Source organism: Neobacillus ginsengisoli (assembly GCF_030813055.1).
In genome coordinates, this window is the sequence record NZ_JAUSTW010000004.1 from 561,120 (window position 1) to 587,214 (window position 26,095).

26 protein-coding genes, 1 tRNA gene and 1 pseudogene are annotated in these 26,095 nt (G+C 37.6%); 5 read left to right on the forward strand and 23 right to left on the reverse strand.

Annotation, left to right across the window (positions count from 1 at the left end):
• The 3 genes from J2S10_RS15080 to J2S10_RS15090 form a co-directional block, all read right to left on the reverse strand.
• Positions 1–1,182, reverse strand: coding sequence for an NAD(P)-dependent malic enzyme (locus tag J2S10_RS15080; protein WP_307409161.1), 1,182 nt, complete (start codon positions 1,180–1,182; stop codon positions 1–3).
• Between the two features lie 271 nt (positions 1,183–1,453).
• Positions 1,454–1,615, reverse strand: a complete 162-nt coding sequence (locus tag J2S10_RS15085; RefSeq protein WP_307409163.1) for an RNA-binding protein — start codon at positions 1,613–1,615, stop codon at positions 1,454–1,456.
• 226 nt (positions 1,616–1,841) lie between these two features.
• Entirely contained in the window at positions 1,842–3,221 is a 1,380-nt protein-coding gene (locus J2S10_RS15090) for an MFS transporter (protein ID WP_307409165.1), read from the reverse strand.
• 373 nt (positions 3,222–3,594) lie between these two features.
• On the opposite strand from J2S10_RS15090, the gene J2S10_RS15095 reads away from it, so the two are divergent.
• Positions 3,595–4,464 carry a LysR family transcriptional regulator gene (locus tag J2S10_RS15095; RefSeq protein WP_307409167.1) on the forward strand — a complete coding sequence of 290 codons (870 nt, stop codon included), beginning with the start codon at positions 3,595–3,597 and terminating at the stop codon, positions 4,462–4,464.
• A gap of 258 nt (positions 4,465–4,722) precedes the next feature.
• Here the strand turns inward: J2S10_RS15095 and J2S10_RS15100 are convergent, their stop codons facing one another.
• From J2S10_RS15100 to J2S10_RS15110, 3 genes and pseudogenes are all read right to left on the reverse strand, one after another.
• Positions 4,723–5,184, reverse strand: coding sequence for an EamA family transporter (locus J2S10_RS15100; RefSeq protein ID WP_307409170.1), 462 nt, complete (start codon positions 5,182–5,184; stop codon positions 4,723–4,725).
• A 31-nt stretch (positions 5,185–5,215) separates the two neighbouring features.
• Positions 5,216–6,589 (reverse strand): annotated as a pseudogene (locus J2S10_RS15105) (recombinase family protein).
• Positions 6,590–6,726: 137 nt separating this feature from the next.
• Positions 6,727–6,823, reverse strand: a tRNA-Sec gene (locus tag J2S10_RS15110).
• Positions 6,824–6,969: 146 nt separating this feature from the next.
• Between J2S10_RS15110 and J2S10_RS15115 the strand changes: the two genes are divergently transcribed.
• On the forward strand, positions 6,970–7,395 hold the full coding sequence (locus tag J2S10_RS15115) for a DUF2621 domain-containing protein (RefSeq protein ID WP_307409172.1): 426 nt from the start codon (positions 6,970–6,972) through the stop codon (positions 7,393–7,395).
• A 103-nt stretch (positions 7,396–7,498) separates the two neighbouring features.
• Here J2S10_RS15115 and J2S10_RS15120 read toward each other — a convergent pair whose 3' ends face one another.
• The 3 genes from J2S10_RS15120 to J2S10_RS15130 form a co-directional block, all read right to left on the reverse strand.
• Positions 7,499–7,975, reverse strand: coding sequence for a CcdC family protein (locus tag J2S10_RS15120; protein ID WP_307409174.1), 477 nt, complete (start codon positions 7,973–7,975; stop codon positions 7,499–7,501).
• Between the two features lie 166 nt (positions 7,976–8,141).
• A complete protein-coding gene (locus tag J2S10_RS15125) occupies positions 8,142–8,501 on the reverse strand; it encodes a response regulator (RefSeq protein ID WP_307409176.1) in 360 nt (119 codons plus the stop codon).
• A gap of 135 nt (positions 8,502–8,636) precedes the next feature.
• Entirely contained in the window at positions 8,637–9,344 is a 708-nt protein-coding gene (locus J2S10_RS15130; RefSeq protein ID WP_307409177.1) for a cytochrome c biogenesis CcdA family protein, read from the reverse strand.
• Between the two features lie 282 nt (positions 9,345–9,626).
• Here J2S10_RS15130 and J2S10_RS15135 point away from each other — a divergent pair, with 282 nt between their 5' ends.
• A complete protein-coding gene (locus J2S10_RS15135) occupies positions 9,627–9,803 on the forward strand; it encodes an aspartyl-phosphate phosphatase Spo0E family protein (RefSeq protein ID WP_307409180.1) in 177 nt (58 codons plus the stop codon).
• Between the two features lie 40 nt (positions 9,804–9,843).
• Here the strand turns inward: J2S10_RS15135 and J2S10_RS15140 are convergent, their stop codons facing one another.
• The 8 genes from J2S10_RS15140 to yneA all read right to left on the reverse strand — a co-directional run bounded on the left by J2S10_RS15140 (position 9,844) and on the right by yneA (position 18,044).
• Complete coding sequence (locus tag J2S10_RS15140) at positions 9,844–11,637, reverse strand: ABC transporter ATP-binding protein (protein ID WP_307409184.1); 1,794 nt, start codon at positions 11,635–11,637, stop codon at positions 9,844–9,846.
• Position 11,638: 1 nt separating this feature from the next.
• Entirely contained in the window at positions 11,639–13,390 is a 1,752-nt protein-coding gene (locus J2S10_RS15145) for an ABC transporter transmembrane domain-containing protein (RefSeq protein ID WP_307409186.1), read from the reverse strand.
• A gap of 165 nt (positions 13,391–13,555) precedes the next feature.
• Complete coding sequence (locus J2S10_RS15150) at positions 13,556–13,768, reverse strand: YneF family protein (RefSeq protein WP_307409188.1); 213 nt, start codon at positions 13,766–13,768, stop codon at positions 13,556–13,558.
• Positions 13,769–13,846: 78 nt separating this feature from the next.
• Positions 13,847–14,287 (reverse strand): sporulation inhibitor of replication protein SirA, encoded by a 441-nt coding sequence (gene sirA, locus J2S10_RS15155; RefSeq protein ID WP_307409190.1) that lies wholly within the window; start codon positions 14,285–14,287, stop codon positions 13,847–13,849.
• 273 nt (positions 14,288–14,560) lie between these two features.
• The gene (tkt, locus tag J2S10_RS15160) at positions 14,561–16,561 is read right to left on the reverse strand and encodes a transketolase (protein WP_307409192.1); all 2,001 of its coding nucleotides are present in this window, start codon (positions 16,559–16,561) and stop codon (positions 14,561–14,563) included.
• Positions 16,562–16,740: 179 nt separating this feature from the next.
• Positions 16,741–16,971, reverse strand: a complete 231-nt coding sequence (locus tag J2S10_RS15165; RefSeq protein WP_307409194.1) for a DUF896 domain-containing protein — start codon at positions 16,969–16,971, stop codon at positions 16,741–16,743.
• A gap of 82 nt (positions 16,972–17,053) precedes the next feature.
• Positions 17,054–17,701 (reverse strand): YneB family resolvase-like protein, encoded by a 648-nt coding sequence (locus J2S10_RS15170; protein ID WP_307409196.1) that lies wholly within the window; start codon positions 17,699–17,701, stop codon positions 17,054–17,056.
• Positions 17,702–17,720: 19 nt separating this feature from the next.
• Positions 17,721–18,044 (reverse strand): cell division suppressor protein YneA, encoded by a 324-nt coding sequence (gene yneA / locus J2S10_RS15175; protein WP_307409198.1) that lies wholly within the window; start codon positions 18,042–18,044, stop codon positions 17,721–17,723.
• A 159-nt stretch (positions 18,045–18,203) separates the two neighbouring features.
• Between yneA and lexA the strand changes: the two genes are divergently transcribed.
• Positions 18,204–18,827: a transcriptional repressor LexA gene (gene lexA, locus J2S10_RS15180; protein ID WP_307409199.1), complete on the forward strand. Its 624-nt coding sequence runs from the start codon at positions 18,204–18,206 to the stop codon at positions 18,825–18,827.
• 435 nt (positions 18,828–19,262) lie between these two features.
• Here lexA and glnA read toward each other — a convergent pair whose 3' ends face one another.
• The 4 genes from glnA to hflX form a co-directional block, all read right to left on the reverse strand.
• Complete coding sequence (glnA, locus tag J2S10_RS15185; RefSeq protein ID WP_307409201.1) at positions 19,263–20,597, reverse strand: type I glutamate--ammonia ligase; 1,335 nt, start codon at positions 20,595–20,597, stop codon at positions 19,263–19,265.
• A 34-nt stretch (positions 20,598–20,631) separates the two neighbouring features.
• On the reverse strand, positions 20,632–21,033 hold the full coding sequence (locus tag J2S10_RS15190) for a MerR family transcriptional regulator (RefSeq protein WP_307409202.1): 402 nt from the start codon (positions 21,031–21,033) through the stop codon (positions 20,632–20,634).
• Between the two features lie 143 nt (positions 21,034–21,176).
• Positions 21,177–22,445 carry a methionine gamma-lyase family protein gene (locus J2S10_RS15195; RefSeq protein WP_307409204.1) on the reverse strand — a complete coding sequence of 423 codons (1,269 nt, stop codon included), beginning with the start codon at positions 22,443–22,445 and terminating at the stop codon, positions 21,177–21,179.
• Positions 22,446–22,458: 13 nt separating this feature from the next.
• On the reverse strand, positions 22,459–23,718 hold the full coding sequence (gene hflX, locus J2S10_RS15200) for a GTPase HflX (RefSeq protein ID WP_307409206.1): 1,260 nt from the start codon (positions 23,716–23,718) through the stop codon (positions 22,459–22,461).
• A 212-nt stretch (positions 23,719–23,930) separates the two neighbouring features.
• On the opposite strand from hflX, the gene J2S10_RS15205 reads away from it, so the two are divergent.
• The gene (locus J2S10_RS15205; RefSeq protein ID WP_307409209.1) at positions 23,931–24,536 is read left to right on the forward strand and encodes a trimeric intracellular cation channel family protein; all 606 of its coding nucleotides are present in this window, start codon (positions 23,931–23,933) and stop codon (positions 24,534–24,536) included.
• A 43-nt stretch (positions 24,537–24,579) separates the two neighbouring features.
• Here the strand turns inward: J2S10_RS15205 and spoVK are convergent, their stop codons facing one another.
• Together spoVK and hfq are read right to left on the reverse strand one after the other, a co-directional pair.
• Positions 24,580–25,530, reverse strand: a complete 951-nt coding sequence (spoVK, locus tag J2S10_RS15210; RefSeq protein ID WP_307409211.1) for a stage V sporulation protein K — start codon at positions 25,528–25,530, stop codon at positions 24,580–24,582.
• A gap of 329 nt (positions 25,531–25,859) precedes the next feature.
• A complete protein-coding gene (gene hfq / locus J2S10_RS15215; protein WP_307409213.1) occupies positions 25,860–26,090 on the reverse strand; it encodes an RNA chaperone Hfq in 231 nt (76 codons plus the stop codon).
• Positions 26,091–26,095: the final 5 nt, after the last annotated feature.

Sequence of the window (26,095 nt, forward strand, 5' to 3'; positions counted from 1 at the left end):
TTAGATTGCAACTAACTTCGCAATTCCAGTCGACTCGGCTACCATTTTCACAGCATTAGCGACAACCTGGCTCACTCTCTTATCAAAAGCATCCGGTATAATATAGTTTTCGTTAAGTTCTTTTTCGGTAACAAGATCAGCAATTGCTCTTGCCGCCGCTAACTTCATTTCATCGGTAATATCTTGGGCTCTCACTTTCAACGCTCCTTTAAAGATTCCCGGAAAAACCAACAAATTATTGATTTGATTAGGGAAATCCGAACGACCGGTTGCAATGATTCTTGCGCCGCCAGCTTTCGCATCATCCGGCAATATCTCTGGAGTTGGGTTTGCCAGTGCAAAAATAATATTATTTTGATTCATCGTATGTACCATTTCTTTAGTTAAAACATTTTCTACCGAGACACCGATAAACACATCTTTATTTTGGATGATGTCTTGAAGGTTGCCTGTTTCAAATTCCCGGTTAGTCAATTTAGCAATTTCCTTTTGGGCATCATTAATCGTTGGATCTCCTGCAACAATAGCTCCGTTGATATCACATAATACGATATGCTCTGCCCCTGCAGCCAAAAGGATTCTAGCAATGGCAATGCCTGAGGCGCCTGCGCCGTTTATCACAATCTTAAGTTCTTTTAAGGTCTTATTAAGAAATTTAACGGCATTATATAATCCTGCTAACACAGCAACTGCTGTTCCATGCTGGTCATCATGGTAAACGGGGATATCCAATATTTCTTTTAATTGTTTTTCAATATAAAAACATTCCGGTGCTTTAATATCCTCAAGATGGATTCCGCCGAACCCTGACGCAATTATTTGGATGGTTTTCACAATTTCATCAGGATCATTACTGTCTATACAAATTGGAAAAGCATTCACATTACCAAATTCCTTGAGTAGCAAGGCTTTCCCTTCCAATACGGGTAATCCTGCAAGCGGACTGATACTTCCCAGACCTAAAACAGCCGTACCATTGGTGATCATAGCAATGGTTGTTCCTTTGATTGTATAATCATAAGCATTATTCTTATCTTTATTAATCTCTTTGCAAGCTTCGGCTACTCCTGGAGTATAAATGAGAGATAAGTCTTCCTTACTTTTTAACTCTATTTTTGATTTAATCTCTAATTTTCCGTTATATTCCCTATGCAAGTGCAATGACTTTTCTTTAAGGTTCAATATACTTACCTCCATCTAAAGTTTTGTAAATTAATCTTGATTATCTTTTGACATCCCGGCATCAAGAACAGCCTTTCCGCTCCCGGCTACAAAATGATCATATTATAATTTTTGTAATAAAAAAAATATTAGAAATTTATATAAGTTCATTAAAAAAATTTATGGTAAATACTTTTTAATCTTTACAAAAGACAAAAAAACTTTAGGGATTCCCCCTAAAGCTTTCTACGCAACTATTAGTTTGAAGGCGCCATATATTTTCCAAAAAATATTAAACTGCTACTAAAGCAGGAGATTGTTCACTTAAATAAATAATCTCTGAAAGAATTTTACAACCCTGAACATCCTGTAATGCTTCTCTTGCTTCCTTCTCGCTATCAAACTCATACATTGTAATGCCTTTTTCGCTTGAATAAACAGTGATAATCCACATTAAAATCACCTCCATGAAATCGGTCTTTTTATGATAAAAATCTTTAATATAAGCATATTATAATTTTTGTAATAAAAAAAATATCAATAATTTATAAAAGTCCATTGAAAATTTTTATGATAATAAGGAATCTATCAAATTCGGACGGCTAGAAAAAAAAGAGAAAAGAAGCTAAAAACTAATTAGCTCCTTTTCGTGGAATTGTGATATTAGTAAAATATTTATATTAGAGATTGGATGATGCTGAGTAGGTATTTAACGACTGGGTTCCATTGATTTCTTCCAGACTTCGCTTAGATGTACGTGGCCCAAAGAATATTGCTACTGCTGTGGCAGCCCACACAATTGAAATCAGAAGAAATACATTTAAATATCCGTACCCAGTGTAAATAAAACTAATAATGAATGGTCCAATTATATTAGATGCTCTTCCAATGCCGTAAGTTAAACCTTGTCCGAAGGAACGTACTTCGGTTCCATAAAGTTCTGATGTATACGTATAAAGATTTGATGAGAAGGTTCTTTCTATATAGTTAATAAGGAAGCCAAATACAACAATCATTACAGGATTTAGTGTGGCTCCGAATAAAAATACTGCAATTGCAATGAAGAAACAAGAGACAATAATATTTGTTTTTCTCTCGAAGCGGTCTGAGATCATTGCACCAGTTAATGATCCTAATGGAGCACCTAAAGTAATTAAAGTACTGTAAAGTAAAGAGTGGGAAATTCCAATCCCTTGTTTTACTAATAATGTTGGGACCCAGGACCCAAAGCCATAAAAGGCTATAGTTTGAAGGATCCAAACGCAAATAAGTATAATCGTACGTTTAAGGTAAATCCCTTTGAAAATATCTGACATTCTCCCTGTAGTAACTGGAGCAATCATTACTTCAGGCTCCGGTTTAGCAAGGGGCCCTTTTTCACCTGCCACAATTTTTTCTATTTGTTCCAAGGTTTCTTTTGCTTTGCTTACTTGTCCTTTCATTTCATACCAACGGGGTAATTCAAACAATTTAACTATTCCGAATAACGCAAAGATCCCCAGTGCCCCCCATACAAACACGAGCCGCCATCCATAATCCGTCATAGGTATTAACCAAGTGGAAACATAACCAGTAATCGGAATACCCGTGATTCCAATCGCAACAGCCAGGCCTTGATATTTACCGCGAACAGCTTTTGGAAAGAATTCGATAATATACGTATTCGCATTAACTAATAAAGACGAAGATGCCATCCCTGTTACAAATCTGAAGATTGCAAGCGACCAAATATCCCACGAAAGCGCATTCAAAGCAGAGAATAAAGATAACAGTACAAGCGAAATAATGAGCGATTTCTTTCTTCCCGCCTTATCTCCAAGCCATCCCCCTGCAGTAGCTCCTATAAACATTCCGAAAAAGGCACTGGAGTTAATAATTGCGATAGTATTTAAAGGTAAATGCCATTGTTTTACTAATGCAGGTGCAGCGTATGAAAACGTATTCAAGTCTGCGAATTCAAAAAAGTAGGCAACAGCTAAAGCAATAATTATTTTCTTGTGAACAGACGAAATAGGTAACCGATCCATTCGATTTGCTATGTTAAGTCCCGATTTATACATGACAATTCCTCCCCTTTTGTCTCATGTTTTTTTCATTCCTCCCCTTTCTGTCTTTGTCATTGACTTGTCTATCAAAGTTGTTAAATAAAAATTATCATAATTCAAAAAATAAAAAAAATATCGATTATTTATTAACATCCATAAAATCTCTTTATGATAAAGAAATTGGAGAAATTTAAAAATTATTTTATCGCTTTTTATTTATTTTAGAGAAATAAACAGTAAACTACTAATTGTTTATGTATAAAAAAAGTAAAATGTAATTCTATATTTTCATATTTATATTTTTAGTATAGTATTAATTATTGAAATAATTTGTATATTTACAAAAAAAATATAAATATAATTTATGGTTAAGGAGGTAAGTGCTTCAATGGATGAAAAAGATTGGGTTATTCTCCAAACCATCTTTCAGGAGAGAAATATTTCTAAAGCCGCAGAAAAACTGTATATTTCTCAACCGGCATTAACCTATCGCTTACAGCAATTAGAAAGAGAATTTGGTACAATGATTGTTGCGAGAGGAAAAAGAGGTGTAGAATTCACGGCACAAGGTGAATATATAGCCCAATATGCAAGAAATATGATCTTGCAGCTTCGAAACACGAAAGAATTTGTACAGAACATGGATAAGGAAATCAGAGGGGTATTAAGAATTGGAGTTTCCGGTATTTTTGCAAGATACGAACTTCCAGCCATTTTAAAAGAATTCATTAATCATTATCCAAATGTTGAAGTTAACGTTAAAACTGGTTGGAGTGCTGAAATAAACCATCTGCTTCATAAAGAAGAGGTTCATGTTGGTATTGTCCGCGGAAATTATATCTGGCAGGAAGAAAAATATTTATTTCGTGAAGAACCTATGTTAATAGTATCGCAAAAACAAATAAAAAATATAAAGGAATTACCTAGCCTGCCCAGAGTTAATTATGAAACGGACCAAACCCAAAAAACATTAATTGATAATTGGTGGCAGGAGACCTTTGACCATCCTCCTACCGTCACAATGGAGGTAGACCGCATCGATACTTGTAAAGAAATGGTTCTTATGGGTTTAGGGTATGCCATTCTTCCATCAATTTGCTTAAAAAAAGAAGACGATGTTCACAAAATAATATTAACCAAGAAGAATAAAGAGCCTTTAAAAAGAAATACATGGCTGCTGTACCGGGAAAGGTCACTTTCACTGTCGGCTGTTCACGCATTTGTCGACTTTTTAAAAGAGTACGATAATATGAAATAGATGCTAAAGATCTTATAAGGCAAAAATTTGCAAAAATTTGAATAACCTTTTAGAAGGATTAAGGAAGAGAGTTGAGGTGGGATTGTACGACCATACGTAGGTTCCACCCTAATTTTCAATTGATTTCGCTAAACAAACAGACTGAAGAAACTAATATTTATTTTTTATTAAAAAATAGCTACGCACACAGTACTTCGTTTATATTTTAATTCTTATTTTAAATACCCCTTTTAATTAATAAAAGGGAAAAATCTCTCACTAAGCTTCCATATTAATTTCATTTTTCATTTGTTCTTGCCTCCATTTTGTTATGGAAGAAATAGTATAAACCGCAAGAGCACACCATATAAAGACAAAGGCGATAAAATGTGCGTTTGTCAGAACTTCGTGATAAAGAAACACTCCCCCTATTAGAGATATAGTCGGCGATATATACTGAAGAATACCAAGCATAGTTAATGAAACTTTTTTGGCACTCTTTGTAAATAATAAAAGTTGTAAAGCTGTTACGATGCCACTGTCTATTAATAGTAAACTTGTTGAAATAGAATCAAAAGATTGTATTTGAGATTGAAATATTGAATAAACCAAATATGCTAACGCAATAGGAGAAATCACCATTGTTTTAAGTGTTAATCCAATTGTTGAATCGGCTTTAATCTTTTTCTTAGACAAGCCATAAAATCCAAAGGTTAGAGCCAGACTAAGCAAAATCCTCACAATCTTATACTTGATTTAAAAAGCACTATTACTAGTGCCTTCCTGATTCATATTCCTTCATGATTTTATAAAACGAATTTTTCTTTAAATCCATTTTATTCATAAATTCAACTGCCGTTATTTTGTTCTTTTTCCATGATTCATATTTAGTTTTTAAAATTGCCTTCTGTTTCTCATTTAATGATTCTAGGCTTATTTTCGGTCTGCCTAGATGTTTACCTTTTGCTTTGGCCGATTCAATTCCTTCTCGCTGCCTCCTATTAATATCCTCTCTTTCTTTTTCGGCAACAAACGAAAGAACTTGCAATACTAATTCGGAAACAAAGGTCCCTAGAGTGTCCTTGTATTGGGTTGTGTCCAGCAATGGCATATCAATTACCCTAATGTCAGCTTTTATTTCGGAAGTAATAATTTCCCATTCTTTTTTAATCTCTTTGGAATTTCGGCCAAAACGATCAATCGACTTTATATAAAGTAAGTCACCTTCACGGAAGCACTGTTTTAATGCTTTCTATTGTGGGCGATTAAAATTTTTCCCGCTTTCTTTATCTATAAATATATCCCTTTCATTTATACCTAGTTTAAGCATTTCGTTAAGTTGACGATCAATATTTTGGTCTTTACTGCTTACTCGTATATAACCGAATATTATCCCAGTAAGATTAGCCACTTCATGTAATCTAGTTCTCCAAGTGTTAGAAACCATTTCCCTACCGTCGTAAGTCAAGAAAAGGAGGTCTTCTCCAAAATCCTCTGATTCAATAAAATACTCCTTGAGAAGCTTCATGGTCTTACTCGAAAGAGGAACTTCACGTGCTTTCCTTGTTTTGGTATTCATAGCTTCTAACTTAATTACTCCAGCTTTGAAATCAACGTTGCTCCGCTTCATTGATAATAGTTCAGAGATACGAACCATCGAATCAAGGAGAACCATGACCATAACTTTATCTCTAAAACCAACGAAAGTTGATTCATCAAAAGCGTTTAACAAAGTCTTTATTTCAGAAACAGATAAAGCTTCAATAGTATCTTCTGCTGTTTTTATTGGTTTGAACCGTTCGTGAATAGGAGTGTCAATAAGGTTCTCCAGATAACACCATCGTAGGAACGCTCTCATTGTTCTTACACGAATGTTTACAGTAGTTGGTTGAAGACCCTTATCATTCAACATGAAATCAGCCCAACCAAGAAAGACATCAAGTGTCATTTGCTCCCTTGATAAGTCTTCTTCAAGATAGTCTAGTAACCATTGAAAGTGAATCCTATACTCCTCGATAGTACGAGGTGCTAAACCCTCAGATTGTTTAAACCACATAAACCGCTCAAACATCTCACACATTGTAAAGCTTTCAGTAACCTTTATCGATGTCATAGTTCTTCCATGTTTCCTAACACTTTTACGCATACAAAAAACCTCCAAATATAATATTTGAAGGCTCTGAACACACACAGTTTTAGCTTCTCGGTCGCACACAGTGTCGTTCAAAATGAACAAAAGACTGTGTAGGTGAGAAGTTCATTGATTGATTGAAAAGTCAACGTTGGCGGGACTGCGTGGGAATCGAACCCACCAGACCACACACGGTGGTCTCAAGCAGTGTTGAAGACTGTGGAGGACACCAGTACCCCATTCAGCCCCATTTTGATAGCAAGATTATTATACTAATAAAACCAACTTGCTTACAATACTTTTCACATAATCGTAAACTTTACTACGAATACTTGTTTTATTTGGCAAAAACAGACTATAATAAGAGGAAAAAATGTTTTTGTAGGTGAATGAGAATGCTTCATGGTTGGTTTTTATGGTTTATCCTTTTTTGGATTTTCATATTGGTTTATTCTTTCGCCGTTGGCGGATTCTTTATGTTCCGAAAGTTCTTGAAAAAAATGCCCAAAGCAGACGGTAAATCCGTGATGGATTGGGAAGAACATTATGTAAACGAATCACGTCACCTGTGGAGCGAGCAGGAAAAAGTTCTCCTGGAAGACTTAGTCAGCCCGGTACCCGAGCTTTTCCGCGACGTTGCAAGACATAAAATCGCCGGGAAAATCGGTGAAATTGCACTTAAAGAAAATGCTCCAAAAATTACTGAAGAACTTGTAATCCGCGGTTATATTCAAGCAACGCCAAAAAGAGATCATAAATTTTTACGTAAAAAGCTTTTTGAAAATAGGATTGACGTCGCACCATATGAACATTTATTCTAAACCGTCCAGCAGTGTGGATGGTTTTTATTTTTCAAAAAAGTGTCAAATTGAACATAAAAACACTGATCCTCATAGAGAACCAGTGCTATCTTAATAAACAAATTTAATTTTTCACACTATGCAACTGATTAAAGAGCCTTTTATAATCTCTAAACATCGCAAGACGCCAAGGGACAATCATGCTGAAGGCAAGAAGGAAGAACATTCCGCCTAATTGGGTGTAGACGATCGTTGCACTTAATACTGCTTTCATAATAATCCTGACAATCAATAATCCGATCAAAATAAAGATAAAAGCTTTTGAGCGCTTCAAATAAATATCATTATCACGAATCTCGAACTTTGAGGTCTTGATTAGTAAAATGGAAAAAAGCATCCCCACTATGATAGCTTCGATGATTTCCATCGGAGTTAATTGAAATTGCGGGAACAAATACATCAGTGCCCCCGTACTCATGAAAAATGGCGGCAAAATAATTTTTTTCGCATTCGTCGGTTTTTTTGCGGCTTTTAAACGGATGAACAAGACGAAAACGGCCATAAAAGCCGCGCCAATCGAAGAAGCAACAACCATGTTCATTGGAACTCATTCCTTATCTAATTATTTTCATACTCATTATATATCAAACAAAAGAAATAAGAAAAAAATATCTACATATTATTTATCTTTTTTTGTTACCAAAAATGGATAACTACCAAAAAAAGATAAAAAACAAAAACCATTTCAGGAGTCCCGTAAATGGTTACTATTTTAATGCTCTGTTGATGGCATCAAGAACTCGGCAATCATCAAATGGTTTCACAATAAAGTCTTTAGCGCCGGATTCAATCGCTTCGACGATGATTTTTTGCTGACCCATGGATGAGCACATAATAATTTTTGCATTAGGAAATTCATTTCGAATAATTCTGACTGCTTCAAGACCGCTCATTTCCGGCATCGTAATATCCATGGTCACAATATCCGGCTTTAATTCGCGAAATAACTGAATTGCCACCTTCCCGTTTTCCGCTTCCCCTACCACTGTATGGTCAGTTTGATTTAAGATTTTAGTTAATGTCACTCGCATCAGTTTTTTATCATCCACAATTAATATTCTTGCCAACACAGCTCCCCCTTGAGTCACCAAGGATGCTCATATCAGAATCTAGCATCCTCGAAATCAAAGTATCCAATATTAGACTATTTACTATAAAATATAAAGAATCTTAGCAAGAATATCAAATCATTTCCAGAAGAATTAAAATCCTGAGAAGTTACCAAACAATCCTTGGAAAATGGTTATGATTTTGGTCATCCAATCGAAAAAGAGGACAATCCCCATGACAATCATGATGTAACCGCCAATTTTCACAATCTTCCCACTGTGCTTCCGAATCCATTTCATCCGTCCAACAAAGAAAGATAGGATGAGAAATGGTACGGCGAAACCAAGCGAATAAGCAATCATGTATAAAACACCTGATCCCGGATTTGATGCAGCCAGAAGGATTACCGATGATAGAATTGGACCTGTACAAGGCGTCCAGCCTGCAGCAAATGCCATCCCAATAAGGATTGAGCCAATATAACCTGAAGGACGATTTTTAAATTCGAAACGACGATCCTTCATCATAAATTCCGGATTTAATATCCCAACAATCATTAATCCAAAGAAAACGATAAAGATTCCGCCCAATTGTCGGATCAAGGTTTGGTATTCAAGGAAAAAACGGCCAATAAAGGATGTACCGAAACCGATTGCTATAAAAATGATGGAAAACCCTAATAGGAAAAACAACGTATGAAACAGGCTTCGCTTTTGAAGCATCGCATTTTCACTTTTTAACTCTCCGACTGACATTCCGGTGATATACGATAAAAACGCCGGATATAAGGGTAGGCAGCAAGGTGAAATAAAACTCAAAAATCCCGCTCCCACTGCTAAGAATATATTTACGTCATGCATATTAACACTCCCACTATAGTCGATACTCATTCATTCTAACAAAACTTTAAACCAAAAGATAATGGGTATCATGAATATTTTGTGACTCAATCAAAAAATTTCCATTAACTTTCATAAATCTATCAAAATTTGAAATAATTACCTTTGTTTATGGATATTTTTTTACAAATCTCCTTTGAATTTATTCCCATCATAGGTTATACTAGTAAAACAAAATGATAGTTTCTTGTAAATTTCATTTTGTCGCAAATTTTTGGAGTTTCTCCAGAAAGGACATCGGCCGTGATCAAACAAGATTTAATCACATTAATTGAAAAAAAGCGGGCTGAATTAATTCAAGTCGCGATCACTAACGGCTTAAGTTCCTCCATTGCTATACGCTACAGTCAGGAACTTGACAATCTATTAAATGAATATAATCGAATTTACATAAAAAAGGTCCAAACTGCAGGCTTCTAAGACTGCACAAAAATCCCGGGTTAAACCGGGATTTTTCCTTTTATTGGGCAACGTCCTCTAAGCGTTCAACAGCTCCATTTTGTAATAAGAACATTTTATGATATAAACCGCCAAGTGCAAGAAGATCTTGATGTGTTCCTCGTTCGATAATTTCACCATGGTGAAGAACAAGAATTAAATCAGCATCCTGTATCGTTGATAAACGATGCGCGATCGCAATTGTCGTCCGTCCTTTGCGCATTTTCGCTAAAGCTGTTTGAATTGCCTCTTCTGTTTCGGTGTCAATATTAGCGGTTGCCTCATCAAGAACAAGAATTTTCGGATTGGCTGCAATGGTCCTTGCAAAGGCAATTAATTGCCTTTGTCCGCTAGAAAACGCAGCACCCCTTTCCACGACCCTATGATGATACCGATCTTCCAGTTTTTCAATAAACGAATGAGCTTGAACAAATGTTGCCGCTTCCTCCACCTCTTCGTCTGTTAATTCTGTATTATGGAGACGAATATTATCCTTCACTGTTCCATAAAACAAAAATGGATCCTGTAGGACGAGACCCATTTTGTCTCGAAGTTCATTTTTGGTGAAGTTTCGTATGGATTCACCATCAATTAAAATTTCCCCGCGCTCAAATTCATAAAATCGCATCAATAAATTGATAATCGAGCTTTTTCCACTACCTGTATGACCAACAAGTGCCACCGTTTCTCCGGGATTGGCGGTATAGGAAATATGTTTTAATACATCACGTTTTCCATCGTAGGAAAAGCTTAAATTCTTAAATTCAATTTTTCCTTTTTCAATCGATTTCGTTTTTTCTGCATTTTGCGATGGTGCCAATTCCCGCTCGTCTAACAGTTTAAAAACTCTTGATCCCGCTACAATGGCTTGTTGGTATAAAGAAAGCCTCATCATCATTTGGTTGACCGGTTCAAAAAATCGGTCCAAATAACTGAAAAACGCGTATAATACCCCGATTTGGACAGTGTGCTGAAATGAGGCAATTCCGAAATAACTGATGACGATAATTAGACCGAATATATAAATTAAATCAATCGCCGGCCTTAATAACAGGCTATCGATTTTAATATTCCTCATACCTGCCTTGAAATGCTGCTCATTGATCTCGCCGAACTCCTTTCGCAGCCGTTTTTCCTGGCGAAATACCTGGATGATTGCCATTCCCTGCAAGGATTCACTTAGCTTGGCATTCAACTGGCTAAGTCTTTCCCGCATATCAGAATAAAAGCGCGAACTTAATTTCCTGTATAAGTTCATGACAAACAATAGAATCGGAATGATGAACAAGCATAAAAACGCAAGCTTCACATTTAAAATAAACATCGCAATGAATATGCCAGTCAGTAAAAATCCGCTCTGGATAAACGTTGCTAAGACGGTCACAAACATATCTTTAATGGCTTCCGTATCATTCGTGACCCTGGAAACAATGCTCCCTGCAGGTGTGGTGTCAAAATACTTTAGGCCCAGTGACTGTACCTTCGAAAAAACATCAATGCGAAGCTGTTGAATAATTTTTAAGGCAATTTCCTGAAATTTCACCAATTGAAAAAACATAATGACGGATTTAGCAATTTGAATCCCCATATATAGTGATCCAAGAATTAGCAAAGGCTGAAAAGCGAGCTTCCCGGGTGTTAAATAATCATCGATGAAATTTTTGACTAAAAGCGGTCCGACGATGTCTCCCAATGTGGTCAAAAGCAGCAGACTAAAGGCCCAGGTTAATGATTTTTTATACGGCTTTGTATAGGAAAGAAGGCGATATAATACCCCTCGTTGCTCCTTCTCTGTCAACAATACAGGCTTTTCCATGTTAATGTCCTCCATGCTCTACTAACTCTTCTAACTGCTGACGCAAATACATCTCCTTGTACCACCCTCCACTATTCATTAGAACTTCATGCGTACCTCTTTCGATTATCTTGCCGTCCTCTAGGATAAGTATCAATGTTGCGTGTTGGATAGCGCTTAAACGGTGAGAAGTAATAATGGTGGTCTTCCCCTCCCGCTCTTCCCTGAGAGCCGAAAGTATCGCTTCTTCTGTTTTAGCATCTACTGCCGATAAGGAATCATCTAGGATTAAAACTTCCGGATTCATCAGTATGGCACGGGATATGGAAATACGCTGTTTCTGCCCTCCCGATAATGAGACGCCCCGTTCGCCAACCACCGTCTGATAACCATCGGTAAATTGCAGAATATCCTGATGGATACTTGCTAATTTGGCAGCGCCTTCAATTTCATCATGCTTTGCGTGCGGATTTGTAAACGCAATGTTTTCGGCCACTGTTGCTGAGAATAAAAAATGGTCCTGAGGAACATAGCCAATAGCTTCACGTAATTTTTCAAGCTTATATTCCTGAATGGTTTTTCCGCCAAAAGTGATTTCGCCTTTATACCTCTCATACTCCCGAATAAGAAGCTTTAACAGAGTTGTCTTTCCTGACCCGGTTTTACCAACGATTCCAAGTGTTTCTCCTGATTTTAATGAAAAGGAAATATCCTTCAAAATCGCCTCTTTTTCACCCGGATAAATAAATTCAGCTATCTTATATTCGATATCGCCGCTTGGCATGATTGCTAATACCCTTTCATTGTCAGTAATCTCTACTGATTCACTTAGTAGAGCAGTAACCCGGTCATAAGAAGCGCGGCCCCGCTCAACAATATTAAACAACCAGCCAAATGCCAGCATCGGCCAAATGAGTAAACCTAAATAAGTAGTAAACGATATTAATTGTCCAATTGTTAATTCGCCAGCCAACACATATTTTGCTCCAAACACAATGGATAAAAAAAAGGAGATTCCAACAATAATCGAAATCGTCGGGTCATAAAGAGAATCAATTTTGGCCACTATGATATTTTTTTGGACAACATCCTCTGATTGCTTTCGGAAATCTTCAATATCCTCCTGTTCCTGGCCGAAGGTTTTGATGACTTTAATACCGGTAATACTTTCTTGTGTTTTATCATTTAAGGATGAAAATGCTTCTTGCGCCTTATGGAAGGTCCGATGCAGCATCGTCCCAAACCAGCTTGTCAACATCGCCATAAATGGCATGGGAATCAAACAAATCAGTGTCAATTTCCAGCTGATTGTGACTGCCATGGTGATAATGACAAATCCACCCGTGGAGAGAGAATCAACTAAGGTTAACACCCCCGCCCCGGCAGTTTGCTGAATGGCCTGTAAGTCATTAGTTGCATGGGCCATTAGGTCGCCAATCCTTCGTTTTTGGTAGAATGCCGGTGACATATTCGTAAAATGCTGATACAAACGATTTCTTAATATTTTGCTAAGCTTTACCGATGAACCAAAAATCATGATTCGCCAATAGTATCTCAGGATATAGGTCGCCAGTCCCACCATTGTAAGGACAATCACCCATTTCACGATTAGCCCTTTTGTCATCGTTCCATTTTTTATATGGTCCGCAATGATACCAATGACCTTGGGCGGCACCAACTGAAGCAGTGCCACAAACAACAGGAGCAGAATTCCTGATATGTACGCTTTTTTCTCTTGTTTAAAAAACCAACCCAGGTCTAAAAAAACCTTCATGTTCACACCCCCGAAAGCTTATATGTATCTATCTTTTCGAAAAAATCAAACATGCGTAGAGTTTTAATTTTAACAAAAATTCTCAAAATAATAAATATTTAGAAACAATATTCAAGCTAAAGATATGAAAAAAGCACCCATACGATATGAGTGCTTGTCCATTTATTATTTTGATTGCTTATTCATGGCGGCCATCATTTGGTTGATCTTCTTTTGAGAAGGCTTCATACCCATTTGCATCATCATCATTTTTAGCATTTGTTCGTTAATTGGTGGATTTTTCTTTAAATAGCTCATCATATATTTACGAGCAATGAAAAATCCTAGTGCTACACCAGCTGCTAAGCATAGTATACCTACTAGAATGTACATACCCATTAAACTTCCTCCTTCATGTTGTCTACCATACAGTGTACTAAATAAAATGGGAATACACAATATCAACTCAGCTTTAAATTAGACAAATTTACGTTCTTTTATCGGCTTTAACCAGCCAAAACGCTGATGTTCAAAATCTATGGCTAAAAAAGAAGATTCGCACTTTCTCAATACTTCAAAAAATGCTGTTTCTGCTTCATAGCTTCCACTTGCTTCTACTGTAATTAATTCTTGATAAACTTCCAGCTTTGCCGTGCTTAGCTTACCGCTTAGTTCAATTGAGTATGTACCATGATCTGCACGAAAGCCTTTAATTTTCCTTAATTGTTTTTGAATAAGCTGATGAATTTTTAAAACTTCCAGCGTTTTTGTTATATAGTTAATTTGTTTTTGTGTAATAAATTTAAGCTCGCCGTTTGCTTTTTCATGTTCCTGAAAAAGTTGAAAAAACATGAGCTCTCTTCCGAAGTAATGGGCGGCAAATTCATCTTCTATTAAATATAGCTGATATTTTCTCACACCGTTCTCTCCTTCGTTGAAACCCTTTTTCCTATTATAAAAAAACAAATTCAAAACATTTGTCTTTCGGCGGCAAAAACTTTCACTATTTTTGTCGATTGTACAGAATTAAATTAAAAACTATTATTTTTGTCAATACCTTTTAGAAATTTAATCCAATTAAATTATAACGATAAAAACTTGTTTTTTGTATAAATTTTGTGAAATTTTTAATAATATACATAAAAAAGAGAACGACCGATTAGCCGTTCCCTTGTTTATTATTGTTATTATTTATAAAAGAGCTTTTACGCGAGCAACAACATTAGCGACGCTAAAGCCGTATTCTTCCATAATCTTCTCACCTGGTGCAGAGGCTCCGAATTTGTCAATGGCCAATACATCACCTTCATCACCGGTATATTTATGCCAACCAAAAGAAGAACCTACTTCAATACCAAGACGTTTCTTTACATTTTTCGGAAGGACAGTTTCTTTATATTCTTTTGATTGTGCTTCGAAGCGATCCCAAGAAGGCATGCTGACAACTGAAACTTGAACACCTTCGTTTGCCAGCGCTTTTTGTGCCTCAATCGCAAGACCAACTTCTGAACCAGTGGCAAGGATTAAGGCATCAGGAGTTTCTTTTTCAGCAGCAGAAATGACATAAGCTCCTTTGGAAACTCCTTCGTAAGCATTTATATCCGTACCTTTAATTGTCGGTAAATCTTGACGAGTCAATACGAGTGCTGTTGGCTTGTTGGTTGACTCTACAGCTAGCTTCCACGCAGCTGCAGTTTCATTTCCGTCTGCAGGACGGATAATAGATAGATTCGGCATTGCTCTTAATGCAGCTAGTTGTTCGATTGGCTCATGTGTTGGTCCATCTTCACCGACTGCAATACTATCATGAGTAAATACATAGGTTACAGGTAATCCCATTAAAGCTGCAAGACGGATTGCCGGGCGTAAATAATCAGAGAATACAAAGAATGTTCCTCCAAATACTTGGACACCGCCGTGCAATGCAATACCATTCAGAGCAGCACCCATTGCAAATTCACGGACACCAAACCAGAAGTTCCGACCTTCGTACGCACCTGGCATATAATCTTTTGAACCCTTGATCATGGTTTTATTTGAACCCGCAAGGTCCGCAGATCCGCCAATAAAAGTTGGTAAATTCTTAGCAATTGCATTTAGTACTTCTCCTGAAGATGCACGGCTTGCAAGGCTTTTTCCTTCATTGTAAACAGGAATATCTTTGTCCCAACCCTGCGGCAATTCTTTATTCAATGCTTGTTCAAGCTGAGTGGCCAATTCAGGATACTCTTTTTTATACTGTGCAAATAGCTCGTTCCATTCTTTTTCCTTTTTCTCGCCATTTCCAACAATAAGCTTTTGGAAGTTATCATAAACCTCCTGCGGTACATGAAAATCTTCTTCAAAAGTCCATTTATATGCTTCTTTTGTTAATTTTAACTCTTCTGCTCCAAGTGGGGAGCCATGTACACCTGATGTACCTGCACGATTTGGTGAACCGTAACCAATCACTGTACGAACTTCAATCATGGTTGGTCTATCTAAATCATTTCGAGCTTCTTCAAGTGCTTTTGCGATTTCCTCAAGATTATTTCCATCCTCAACACGAAGATATTGCCAGCCGTATGCTGAAAAACGATCTTTAACACTTTCAGAGAATGATTTATTTAAATCACCATCAAGAGAAATATCATTTGAATCGTACAATACGACTAAACGTCCTAATTTCAAATGTCCTGCAAGTGAAGCAGCTTCAGCAGAAACACCTTCCATTAAATCGCCGTCACCACAAATACTATATGTATAATGGTTCACAAGTTCAAACTTATCTTTGTTATAAACTGATGCCACATGGCGTTCTGCCATTGCCATACCAACAGCCATTGCGATTCCTTGACCAAGTGGACCTGTTGTCGCTTCAACACCATCAGTATGCCCATACTCAGGATGTCCCGGAGTTTTACTTCCCCATTGACGGAATTGCTTTAAATCTTCCATTGTTACCTTGTAACCGGATAAATGCAGCATGCTGTATAGCAACGCTGAACCATGCCCTGCAGATAAAACAAAACGGTCACGGTTAAACCAATGAGGATTTTTTGGATTTTGATTCATAAAACGAGTCCATAACGTATACGTCATAGGCGCTGCACCCATCGGCATCCCTGGATGTCCGGAATTCGCTTTCTCGATCGCATCAATGGAGAGCGTTCTTATCGAAGTTACAGATAAATCATCAATAGAATTAAACATGAATTACATCCTTTCTTGACCACTCGGATAATAAGTACATTATTAATATTATAGTTCCCTTGTTTTTAATTCAAGAAATTGAGAAGAAATATAAAAGAAAAGTCAGTTTGTTTTTTATTTTGACACAGAAACTGAGTCTATATGTAAAAAAGGAATACAAAAATTGTACCCCTTTTCAATTAATGAAGAGTATTTTTTTTCCTTGCTTTTATTTTTTCAGGTGTTACATCATTTCCTTCCGGATCAATGATCTTAGTATGTGTTAATGTATCCAGCATCGCAGAACGAAATGTTGTTAAATACTCACTTCTTAATTTTGATTGTTCTTTTGCCTCAGATTCTGATAATCCGGATGTTTTTGCCTTTTTTGCCAGTTCATTAATACGGGCCATTTTTTCTTTTGAGAGCATTATAGGATCTTCCTTTCGGTAAAATATCCGTTCATGACATCTGATTTTACTAAATAAAAGTTCTTATGACAAGGTAAATGCCCTACATTTCCAGCTTCTCAATATATTCCTGATACCGTCTATGTACAGTTGCTTTCGAAATGTTATAGCCAAACCCTCTTAATGTAGCTGCAATTTCTGAAAAGGTCAGCTTGTTTTTTCTTAATCGAACAATCTCTTCAATTGGTACCTCGATTTTTTCTCTCCCCGAATTCTCACCAAGATTTGTTAAATTTTTTTCGGGTTTGAATCCTTGATTAACCGCCCGTATCATTCCCCGTTTAATTTTTATATTATGAAGTTTTCGCTGATATTCTTCGACCATACCGACGATTTGTAACACCATTGAATCAGACTCTGATAACAGCAATTCACCATTATGTGAAATACTATAAAGCTTTATCCCCTCTTTTAATATAACGTGCAAAAGGGCAATCTTTGCATTTCCCCTTCCAAGCCTCGTTTCATCCTGAATTAAAACAGCTTTTACTTGCTGATTTTTTATCTCCTCTAATAATTGGAGAATTCCATCCCGCTCGAGATCATATCCGCTGGCTTGTTCCTTAATGATCATAGTAACATCGAATTGATGCTGTTTTGCCAGCTGAATCAGTTCTTCCTCTTGACGTTTTAATGATGTTTCCTGGGTTTCTTTCGTTGTGCTGACTCTGCAGTATATAATTGCTTTCATTAAAAATCCATCTCACTTTCTATTCTCCGGCAGCACTGGCAAACTCCGTTGCAGATGAGACCTTTTTGGACACCGGAATGACTATTTCTTCCCCAGGGAAAATTTGATCATCCTCTATCTTATTATGCCGTTTAACCCAACTAACGAATTCTTCATTTGATAAAGAATGCTGCCCAGAAAATTGATCAGAAAGTTTCCAAAGTGAATCCCCTTCGGAAACAGTAACCTTTACAAACTTATCTTGGTCATTGGAATTAAGGTGGCAGGATAACATAATAGCAACTGAACAGCTTAAAAGGAATAGAATAATAGCATAGGAGAATTGGTTCCATAATTTTTTCATAATTAACACCTCGCAAAAGAATATATGTTCGCATTTATTGATATTATTATAATACGAACATTTGTTTGTTGTCAACTGCAATTCGAACTTATGTTTGTATAAATTAGAGGAACATGATATAATAAAGGCAACATTAACCAGACCGAGGTGCATCTTATCATGACTAAAATCTCAAAACGGCAACAGGATATACTTGATTTTATTAAAGGAGAAGTTAAGAGCAAGGGATATCCACCATCTGTGCGTGAAATTGGCGAAGCTGTTGGACTAGCTTCCAGTTCAACTGTTCATGGACATTTAGCACGTTTGGAAAGCAAGGGACTTATTAGACGCGATCCTACTAAACCTAGAGCTATCGAAATATTGGAAGTCGATGAAAGTGCACACATCCCAAGGAACCATGTTGTAAATGTTCCTGTGGTAGGTAAAGTTACAGCCGGTCTTCCGATTACGGCAATCGAAAACGTAGAAGAATATTTTCCTCTTCCTGAAAGACTGGCACCTGCGGATGAGCATGTTTTTATGCTGGAAATTATGGGTGAAAGTATGATAGAGGCAGGAATTCTTGATGGAGATTACGTAATTGTCAAACAGCAGCAAACAGCAAATAACGGTGATATTGTTGTTGCAATGACAGAGGAAGATGAAGCAACCTGTAAACGATTCTTTAAAGAAAAAGATTATATTCGCTTACAGCCTGAAAACTCGAGCATGGATCCTATTATTTTAAGAAATGTTTCTATTTTAGGGAAAGTAATTGGGGTTTATCGTCATATTCATTAAAAGCAAACGAGCCAGTGATGGCTCGTTTGCTTTTGTTTTTTTGGATTAATGGATCCGGTCGATGTCTTTAATTGGAAATGTGTGACTACCTGTATCCCTACAGACCATTTAGGTAAAAATACAAAAAGTTTTGAGAACTATTGATTATTCCTTAATCCACTTAGCTGTATTACAAAATGTATGAAGGATACTTTGTCCAGGAGCTCAAACGAAATATTGTCCTTCAAAACTTCTTCAAGGACATTTTCCTCGACCACTCAAGCGGCTCTGTCAAATCCACCTATAAGGACATTTCCCTCGACCACTCAAGCGCCTTTGTCCATCAAATCCAGCTACAAGGACATTTTGCAACGCCCACTCAAACGGTTTTGTCCTTCAATAATGCCACACGGCAAAAAAAGCCCTGCCGCATAGAGCGGCAAGGCTTTTCATTGATTAATACATGCTCATATATTGTTCGCGTTCCCAAGGGTGAACGACTGTACGGAACATATCCCATTCGATTTCTTTTGCTTCTACAAAGTGTTCGAAGATGTGCTCTCCAAGACCTGAAACGATTACTTCGTCAGATTTTAATTGATCTAATGCTTGAGCAAGTGTAGCTGGAAGATCAATAATGCCTTCTTCCAATCTTTCATCTTTGCTCATTACATAGATGTTACGATCAACCGGTGCCGGAGGAGTTAATTGATTTTTAATTCCGTCTAAACCGGCTTTTAAAAGAACAGCCATTGCTAGGTATGGGTTAGCTGCCGGGTCAACACTTCGTACTTCTACACGTGTGCTTAATCCACGAGATGCAGGAATACGGATTAACGGTGAACGGTTTCTTGCAGACCAAGCTACATAGCAAGGTGCTTCATAACCGGGAACCAGACGTTTATAAGAGTTTACAGTTGGGTTTGTTACCGCTGTAAAGCTTGGAGCGTGCTTAAGGATACCGGCAATGAAATGACGAGCTGTATCGCTTAATTCAAGATCGCTAGTTGGCTCATAGAATGCATTTTTGCCATTTTTGAATAAAGAAAGGTTGCAGTGCATTCCGGAACCATTTACACCGAATAATGGTTTTGGCATAAAGGTTGCATGTAATCCATGCTTGCGTGCAATCGTTTTAACAACAAGCTTAAACGTTTGGATTTGATCACAAGCAGTTAGGGCATCAGCATATTTGAAGTCAATTTCGTGTTGTCCAGGAGCTACTTCATGGTGAGAAGCTTCGATTTCAAAGCCCATTTCTTCAAGCTCAAGAACGATATCACGACGGCAGTTTTCACCTAAATCTGTCGGTGCTAAGTCAAAATATCCGCCTTGGTCATTTAATTCTAATGTTGGCTCACCTTTTTGATCTAATTTAAATAAGAAGAATTCAGGCTCAGGTCCTAAGTTAAAGTTTGTAAAACCAAGCTCTTCCATTTCCCTTAATACTCTTCTTAAGTTATTACGGGGATCCCCTTCGAAAGGTTTGCCTTCCGGAGTGTAAATATCACAAATTAAGCGGGCAACTTTTCCTTTTTCAGCTGTCCAAGGGAAAACAACCCATGTAGAAAGGTCAGGATAAAGTAACATATCGGACTCTTCAATTCTAACAAAACCTTCGATAGAAGAACCGTCAAACATCATTTTGTTATCAAGTGCTTTTTCTAATTGGCTGATAGGAATCTCAACATTTTTGATTGTTCCTAAAATGTCAGTGAATTGTAATCGGATAAACTTTACGTTTTCTTCTTTAGCTAAACGTTGAATATCTTCTCTAGTGTACTTTGCCATTTTACTTCCTCCTACTTTTTAGAAAAAATTATTTTTAATGGAAAAATCGTGACATATCACCTTGACGCAATGTCGAACGATTTAATCTTCCAGAATGCATTAATTCATTACGTAATAGTTTTCGTAGCTGATCATCGGTCAACTCTCGTTTCGCTTTTTCCGCTTGCTGCTCAAAAACCTGTGATTGCTGCTCTTTGACCAGGAAAAGCTGTTTTACTCCGGCCATATTGATACCTTGATCAATTAAGTCCTTGATTTCTAACAGACTATCAATATCGTTTAAACTAAATAATCGCCTGTTTCCATCGGTTCTTGCCGGAGAAATCAACTGGTGCTCTTCATAATAGCGTATTTGTCTTGCGGTTAACTCAGTTAGCTGCATGACAGTTCCAATGGGAAACAGCGGCATGGAGCGGCGAATTTCTTTTCCACTCACTCGATTTCTCCTCCTTCTTAATTCATATTGTTATTATATTATTTGTTAGAAAAGTTGTCAATCGTATGTGAGGTTTTCTGACATGGATTTTTTTAGTAAATAGGAACAGCTATTAAAAACTGTCCTTCTAGTATTTTGAGTAATTAAAATTCAATTAACCCTTTTTCTGCCAAACTGTCTATCGCTATACACACAGCCATTTTTACATGTGCATATGTTAAACCGCCTTGTACATAAGCAACATATGGCGGTCGGAGAGGACCATCAGCCGTTAGTTCAATGCTTGCCCCTTGAATGAACGTCCCCGCTGCCATAATCACATCGTCTTCATATCCCGGCATATAGCTTGGATATGGAGTAACATATGAATTGATTGGGGATGCGAATTGAATCGCCTGGCAAAAGGCAATCATTTTATCACGGTCATCGAACTGAACGGATTGAATTAAGTCGGTTCGCTCCGTATTCCACTTAGGGAGTGAATTCATTCCCAGTTTTTCAAGCATGGCAGCCGTAAAAACAGCCCCTTTTAACGCCTGCCCCACCACATGCGGAGCGAGAAAAAAACCCTGATACATTTCTTGAAGACTATACAAAGAAGCACCCGCTTCAGCACCTATACCGGGTGATGTCATCCGATATGAGCAGGCATCTACCCATTGTTTCTTACCTACAATATATCCGCCCGTTTTCGCAATACCTCCGCCCGGATTTTTAATGAGGGATCCTGCCATTAAATCAGCTCCGACATGACAAGGTTCAAACTCCTCGACAAATTCCCCGTAACAGTTATCAACAAATACAACCACATCATTTTTAATTTCTTTCACAAACGAAATCATTTGCTTAATTTCAGTAATCGTGAAGGAAGGCCTGGTTGCATATCCTTTCGACCGCTGGATCCCGATCATTTTTGTATTTGGTTTCATTTTCTGCGAAACAGCATCCCAATCAATTGAGCCTTCATCCGTAAGTGAGACACTATCATACGAAATTCCGAATTCCTTTAATGAACCGACTCCATTCCCCCGGATCCCGACGATTTCTTCCAGAGTGTCATATGGCTTGCCTGTGATATATAGAAGTTCATCTCCCGGCCGAAGTACCCCGAATAGAGAAATGGAGATTGCGTGCGTCCCTGAAATGATTTGAGGGCGGACAAGTCCTGCTTCACCGCCAAATACATCGGCATAAATTAATTCGAGCGTATCCCTGCCGATATCATCATATCCATAGCCCGTGCTTGGAATAAAATGTGAATCACTTACCCTTTTGTTTTGAAAACTTTGCAATACCCTGAATTGATTTGTTTCTACTCTTTCATCGATTTTTTTATGTACTTCAACAATTTGCTTTTCTACTTCATTGACTATTGGCTGAAGTTTTTCCCCATTTTTTAACTGTTGAAACATGATGCGCTCCATTCTAGACGTTAAATTTCACTATTTGTCCTGTTATTTGATGATCTTGAAGAGAGTAACCCCTACATTGATACAGCTGGTTCTCTTCATTAAAGGACAGTTCCCTCAAAACTGTTTCGTTTTTTAATTGCGAAAGCAGCTTTCCTTCAGTAGAAGGAACTCGAACTTGGTAAGGAACCATCATTTCAATGGTAACTTCCTCAATTTTTTTCTTTAAGGCTTGACGGTCCTCTTTGTCAAATGCACTGATGAACACTGTAGGTGTATTAGCGGTAGGAACAAAGTCGGGATGTTTAAGATCTCTTTTATTATAAACCGTTAACTGCGGAATTTCTTTTATATCCAGATCTTCAAGCAGCTTATTAACAGTCTTTTCATGATGGAAATAATCTGGATTGGACATATCCACAACATGAAGAAGCAGATCAGCTTCCTTTACTTCTTCCAGCGTCGAGCGGAAGGCCGCGATAAGAGTCGTCGGAAGGTCCTGTATAAAGCCAACTGTATCGGTAATCAACGCTAAAAAACCACTTGGCAAAATTAATTTTCGAGTCATCGGATCAAGTGTTGCAAACAATTGATTTTCCTCATAAGAATCCGCCTCTGAAAGACGATTAAACAGTGTGGACTTCCCTGCATTTGTGTAGCCTACAATCGCCACTTGGAATGTTTTATTTTTCTTTCTCCGTTCCCTGTAACGGTCCCGGTGCTGAACAATAACAGAAAGCTGGCCCTTAATATCATCTATTCTCCGGCGAATATGACGGCGGTCTGATTCTAACTTTGTTTCCCCCGGTCCCCTTGTCCCAATACCGGCACCAAGTCTCGATAATGCAATCCCTTGGCCGGCAAGCCTCGGCAATAAGTATTGTAGCTGTGCTAGTTCAACCTGCAGTTTCCCTTCCTTTGAACGGGCCCTTTGTGCGAATATATCTAAAATTAATTGCGTTCTATCAATAATCCGAACATTGATTTCAGAAGCAAGATTTCGCTTTTGGCTCGGTGAAAGCTCGTCATTAAAAATCACTAAATCGGCTTCAAGCTCTTCTACGAGCAAATTTAACTCTTCGACCTTTCCCTTACCTATGTATGTCGCCGGATGGAGCCGTTCTCGTTTTTGGACCACAGAAGCCAACACTTCACCCTGGGCGGTTTCCGTTAACGAAACAAGCTCTTCCATTGAATAGTGAAAACGCAAATCGTCATTAGCTGTTGTTTGACAACCGACAAGGATTGCTTTTTCTATTGTTTCCTTTTGTTCCAAAAGGCATCCTTCCTTCCTTTTTTCCTCTTTTTCCATCATATCAAAAAATGGTTCTATACTCTAATTTTGCCGCAATCTTTTACTTATAAAAAAATAAGTTGAAATTTTACACTTCCATGGTAAAATCATATTGTTTGCACAGACAGATTAAAAACCATCTGCATAGTGTTAATACAGATAAATAGAGGATAGATTAAGGGGAAATCAATTACATGACATGGGAAGTTCTTAGTATGATTGGGACAATTGCTTTTGCCGTAAGTGGGGCAATTGTGGCGATGGAAGAGGAATATGATATTTTGGGCGTATATATTTTAGGAATCGTTACAGCCTTTGGCGGTGGAGCGATTCGAAACCTGTTGATCGGCGTCCCCGTTTCAGCCCTTTGGGATCAGGGTTTATTTTTTCAAATTGCGTTGTTATCGATTACGGCTGTATTTTTATTTCCAAAAAATCTTTTAAAGCATTGGCAAAAATGGGGCAATCTTTTCGATGCCATCGGACTTTCTGCATTTGCGATTCAGGGAGCTATTTACGCCTCGAAAATGGATCATCCGTTAAGTGCTGTCATCGTTGCAGCAGTTTTGACAGGGATCGGCGGCGGAATTATTCGTGATTTATTAGCAGGTAGAAAACCAATTGTATTACGTTCTGAAATTTACGCTGTTTGGGCAATTCTTGCCGGCATGATTATCGGCCTTAAAATCACTTCTAATTCTTGGGAATTATATACTTTGTTTGGGATTGTAACAATCTTACGCGTACTATCATACACCTTTAATTGGAAATTGCCTATACGACGTTTGGAAGAGAATTAAAAGAATCGACGGATCCATAGCATCCGTCGATTTTTATTTTCTGTTATGCATCTTCCTCAAACACCAAATCATTGCTTCTGATCGTCATTAATTCATGCCTGTCATAGCTATTTAGCATAAGTAACCGCATCGCCTGTGAACGGATTGATTTTTCAATAATATTCCGAACGTACCGACCGTTTGAAAAGCTCGTAGGACTTAACACCGCTTTGACCCAAATCAAATGCTCCCTTAACTTCTTTTCCGCCTCATGGCTGAAAGAGTACTCTCTCTCAACCAACATCCTTCCTGCGATTTCCATTAATTGATCAAGGTTGTAATCAGGAAAATCAATCACTAACGGGAATCTGGAGTGCAGTCCCGGATTCAATGTTAGAAAGAAGTCCATTTCTCGGGAATACCCCGCAAGTATAAGGATAAACTCGTGCTGCTTATCCTCCATATGCTTCACAAGTGTATCTATCGCTTCTTTGCCAAAATCCTTTTCCCCGCCGCGTCCTAATGAGTAAGCTTCATCAATAAACAGAATTCCACCCTGTGCTTTTTTAATTAAGTCCCTTGTTTTTTGGGCCGTATGACCAATGTATTCACCTACGAGGTCTGCTCGTTCCGCTTCAATTAAATGGCCCTTGGTCAATACACTCATTTTTTGAAAAAGCTTTCCGATTAATCGTGCCACGGTTGTTTTCCCGGTTCCAGGATTTCCTTTAAACATCATATGAAGGGCTTGTTTCCTTGCTTTTAGTCCAGCTTCTTCACGTTTTTTATTAACATAAATCCATGCATAAATTTCTTTTATCATTCGTTTCATTTCATCCATGCCCACCAGCGCCCCGAGATCCGCTTCAATTTCCTTTAGCGCCGAATGCTCCGGGGGAATATCCTTTGGAACAACTTGGAACTCAGGCAACTCTTTTGCTAATGTTTTTCTTTTTTGCGAGTTGAGGACGATGCTTATTTGGCCATTACTTTTCATTCGGATTGGTTGATCCAAAGCTTTCACCTCTCATTTCTGCAAACAGGTTCCGTTAAGTAGCTATTTATGTTTCAATTACCTGGATTATTTCCACTTTCCCTATAAACGAATACTTCTTTCTCCGACAAAAATTGACATATCATCTATGATTTATTTGTTATTGCGACTCCAACCGACATATTAAGCGGGCAAACCACAAAATATATGTGATTATGTCAAATTGCGCGCTTTCCCGAGAAATATTCCTTCATTCTATTTGTATTCAAGAGGTGGGCAAATCATTAAAAAGAATTTTTTTATATTAAAAAAAGCCCATTGAGTAATGGGCTCTGATTTATAAAAATGTCTTATTGACCATCCAAGTCAAGCTGAACATTTCTTTGCGGCGCAAACGTTGAAATCGCATGCTTATAAACCAGCTGTTGCTTTCCTTCTGATTCAAATAGCACGGTAAAATTATCAAAGCCTTTAATCTGGCCTCTTAATTGGAATCCGTTAAGTAAAAATACGGTTACGTGCGTGTTGTCTTTCCGACATTGGTTTAAAAATTGGTCCTGAATATTGATTGTGGTTTTCATTTGTA